Here is a 2,897-nt window from a genome sequence, read left to right on the forward strand (position 1 = left end):
GGCTTTGGAGAAAGCCGGCAACACGCTGGACAAGGCTGATCTGGCCGAGATGGAAGCGCTCTGGCAGGAAGCAAAGACCGCGAAGTAGTCTCTCTTTTCGGGCAACTCCCGACGGAAACCGCTATACACTTTTCCTGGAACTGCTCCGGATTATCCGTTGTTTTTACGACGCAATCTGTTTTCGATCTCTTCGCGCGCGCTTTGCGTGGCCTTCAGCGAGATGGTGGCGCTGCCGTCGTCATTGTCGCTTCGCGAAACCACATCGCCATTGCGGTAAAGCCAGTCGACAAGGCCGAACTGTGCCGGCTCGATCGTCACGGTGAGGTCTTCGAGTTCGCCCGCCATCCGCGTTTCGATGATCGCCTTCAGCCCATCGATGCCCTCGCCGGTTACCGCCGACACCGCAATCGGCGGCGCCTTGTTGGCATCGGCGCCGTCTGCAAGCAGCCGGGTCCGGTTGCCTTCGTCGAGCCGGTCGATCTTGTTCCACACTTCGATCACCCGCTTGGCATCACCAGCGTCAACGCCAAGATCTGCAAGGATACGCTCGACATCCTCGGCCTGGGCGGCCGTGTCCGGATCGGAAATGTCGCGCAGATGAAGCACGAGGTCGGCCTCGACCACCTCTTCCAGGGTGGCGCGGAAAGCCGCGATCAGATGTGTCGGCAGGTCCGAAATGAAGCCGACCGTGTCGGAGAGGATGATCGGCGTGCCATGTGGCAGGCGCACGCGGCGCAGCGTCGGGTCGAGCGTGGCGAACAGCATGTCCTGTGCCAGCACATCCGCCCCGGTCAGCCGGTTGAACAGCGTCGACTTCCCGGCATTGGTGTAGCCGACGATCGCCACCACCGGGAACGGCACCTTCCTGCGCTTGGCGCGGTGCAGGTCGCGCGTGCGCCGCACCGTTTCCAGCTCTTGCTTCAGCTTGATGATCTTTTCCTGCAACTGCCGCCGGTCGGATTCGATCTGTGTTTCGCCGGGGCCCCCAAGGAATCCGGCGCCGCCGCGCTGACGCTCCAAATGGGTCCAGCTACGCACGAGGCGGCCCTTCTGGTAGTTGAGATGGGCGAGCTCGACCTGCAGCGTGCCTTCCTTGGTGCGCGCGCGCTCGCCAAAGATTTCGAGGATCAGCCCGGTGCGGTCCAGCACCTTGGCGTTCAGCTCTTTCTCGAGATTGCGCTGCTGCACCGGGGTCAGCGGATGGTCGACGACGACCACTTCCGCATGTCCCTCTTTGACGATTTCCGCGAACTCGGCGACCTTGCCGCTGCCGAGCAGCGTCGCCGGGCGCGGATCGTTGACGGTCACCACCGCGGTGTGAATCAGATCAAGGTTGATGGCGCGGGCAAGGCCAACGGCCTCGTCGTGACGCGCATCAGCCGAACGCATCAGCCGCGGGCGGTTGGTCTCGTCGTCGTTGCGCTGGTGGCGGGTAAGGACGGGCACAATGACCACGGCCCGGGTCGGGCCCTTGGCCTCAGTCCCGGGGTGATGCGCTGGTTTCCCGCGAACGGTGGCGTCCGCGTCTTTCTCACGTGCCAATCAGGCGCCCTGGCTTTCCTCGCCATCGAACATCTGAACCGGCTGGCTCGGCATGATCGTGGAAATGGCGTGCTTGTAGACGAGCTGGGAGTGACCATCGCGGCGCAGCAGGACACAGAAATTGTCGAACGAAGTGACCACGCCGGTCAGCTTCACGCCGTTGATGAGGAAGATGGTGAGCGGGTTCTTGCTCTTGCGAACTGAATTCAGGAACAGGTCCTGAAGGTTTTGCGATCGTTCCGCCATTGTTCTTGTCTTTCGCCGATCCCCTTCGGTTTGCAAGCCAATGCGCCAAATTAACGGGCGCATGTCAAGCTCGCAAACACCGTCTTGTCGTCAGTAACGACAAGCAGAACGAGATATATTGATGTTCATTCCACCTGTGCGGTTATCAGGCTGGACTTTTTTCCGCAATGTCAAAAAAGGCTTGCCGCAACGAAAGTGTTATTGAGCCGGGGTGCCCATTGGCGACCGTGTCGCCATCGATGGTCACCACCGGCATGGCGATCGTCGTTGCGGAACTGATGAACGCCTCGCGTGCCGTCTTGGCCTCGGCGACGGAAAAGCCGCGCTCCTCGATCTTCAGGCCAAGCTTGGCCGCCACTTCGAACATGGTCGTGCGGGTGATGCCGCGCAGGATGCCATGCTCGGCCGGCCTGGTAACCAGGACGCCGTCCCGGGTGACGATCCAGGCATTGGACGAGCCGCCTTCTTTTACGTTGCCTTCATCGTCGACGAACCAGGCTTCCTGCGCACCGGCTTCCTTGGCCTTCTGCTTGGCCAATACATTGGGCAGCAGCCCGACGGTCTTGATGTCGACGCGATCCCAGCGGTTCTCCGGCACGGTGATGACGGCGATGCCGGTCTCGGCTCGCTTCGCTCCGGCGGCAGGGTCAGCCTTCCTGGCGGTGACCACCAGCGAAGGCTTGGTGTCGGCGGAAGGGAAGACGAAGTCGCGGCTGGCCACGCCGCGCGTCACCTGCACGTAGACCAGACCATTGGCGACGTGGTTGCGATTGACCACCTCACGCAGAATGAGCGGCAGCACGTGAGAGGTGACCGGCCAGGCGATCGACAATTCGGTCAGCGAACGGTTCAGCCGGGCCAGGTGGCGCGGCATGTCGACGATGAAGCCACGCGCTACTTCGCAGACCTCATAGACACCGTCGGCGAACTGATAGCCGCGATCCTCGATATGCACGGCAGCGTCGGCGTGCGTGACATAGCGCCCGTTGACATAGGCAATGCGCGGCATTGGCGACCCCTCAGAAATTCTCGGGCTTTCTTATGCGATTCCACCGCGGGCGTAACCGGCAAATGGTTGGACCACGCGCGGCGGCTGGACGCGCTCAGAC

The 2,897-nt window shown here is 62.1% G+C and carries 3 protein-coding genes; all 3 read right to left on the minus strand.

Annotated features, from left to right (window positions below; genetic code table 11):
* Positions 1-150: 150 nt before the first annotated feature.
* Complete coding sequence (gene hflX, locus EN914_RS30355; RefSeq protein ID WP_024505197.1) at positions 151-1,542, minus strand: GTPase HflX; 1,392 nt, start codon at positions 1,540-1,542, stop codon at positions 151-153.
* Positions 1,543-1,788: an RNA chaperone Hfq gene (gene hfq, locus EN914_RS30360; RefSeq protein WP_006202172.1), complete on the minus strand. Its 246-nt coding sequence runs from the start codon at positions 1,786-1,788 to the stop codon at positions 1,543-1,545.
* A 145-nt stretch (positions 1,789-1,933) separates the two neighbouring features.
* Positions 1,934-2,797 (minus strand): D-amino-acid transaminase, encoded by an 864-nt coding sequence (locus EN914_RS30365; protein WP_013531497.1) that lies wholly within the window; start codon positions 2,795-2,797, stop codon positions 1,934-1,936.
* Positions 2,798-2,897 lie beyond the last annotated feature (100 nt).

This window comes from Mesorhizobium sp. M7A.F.Ca.CA.001.08.2.1, assembly GCF_003998455.1.
Taxonomy (GTDB): Bacteria; Pseudomonadota; Alphaproteobacteria; order Rhizobiales; family Rhizobiaceae; genus Mesorhizobium; species Mesorhizobium ciceri.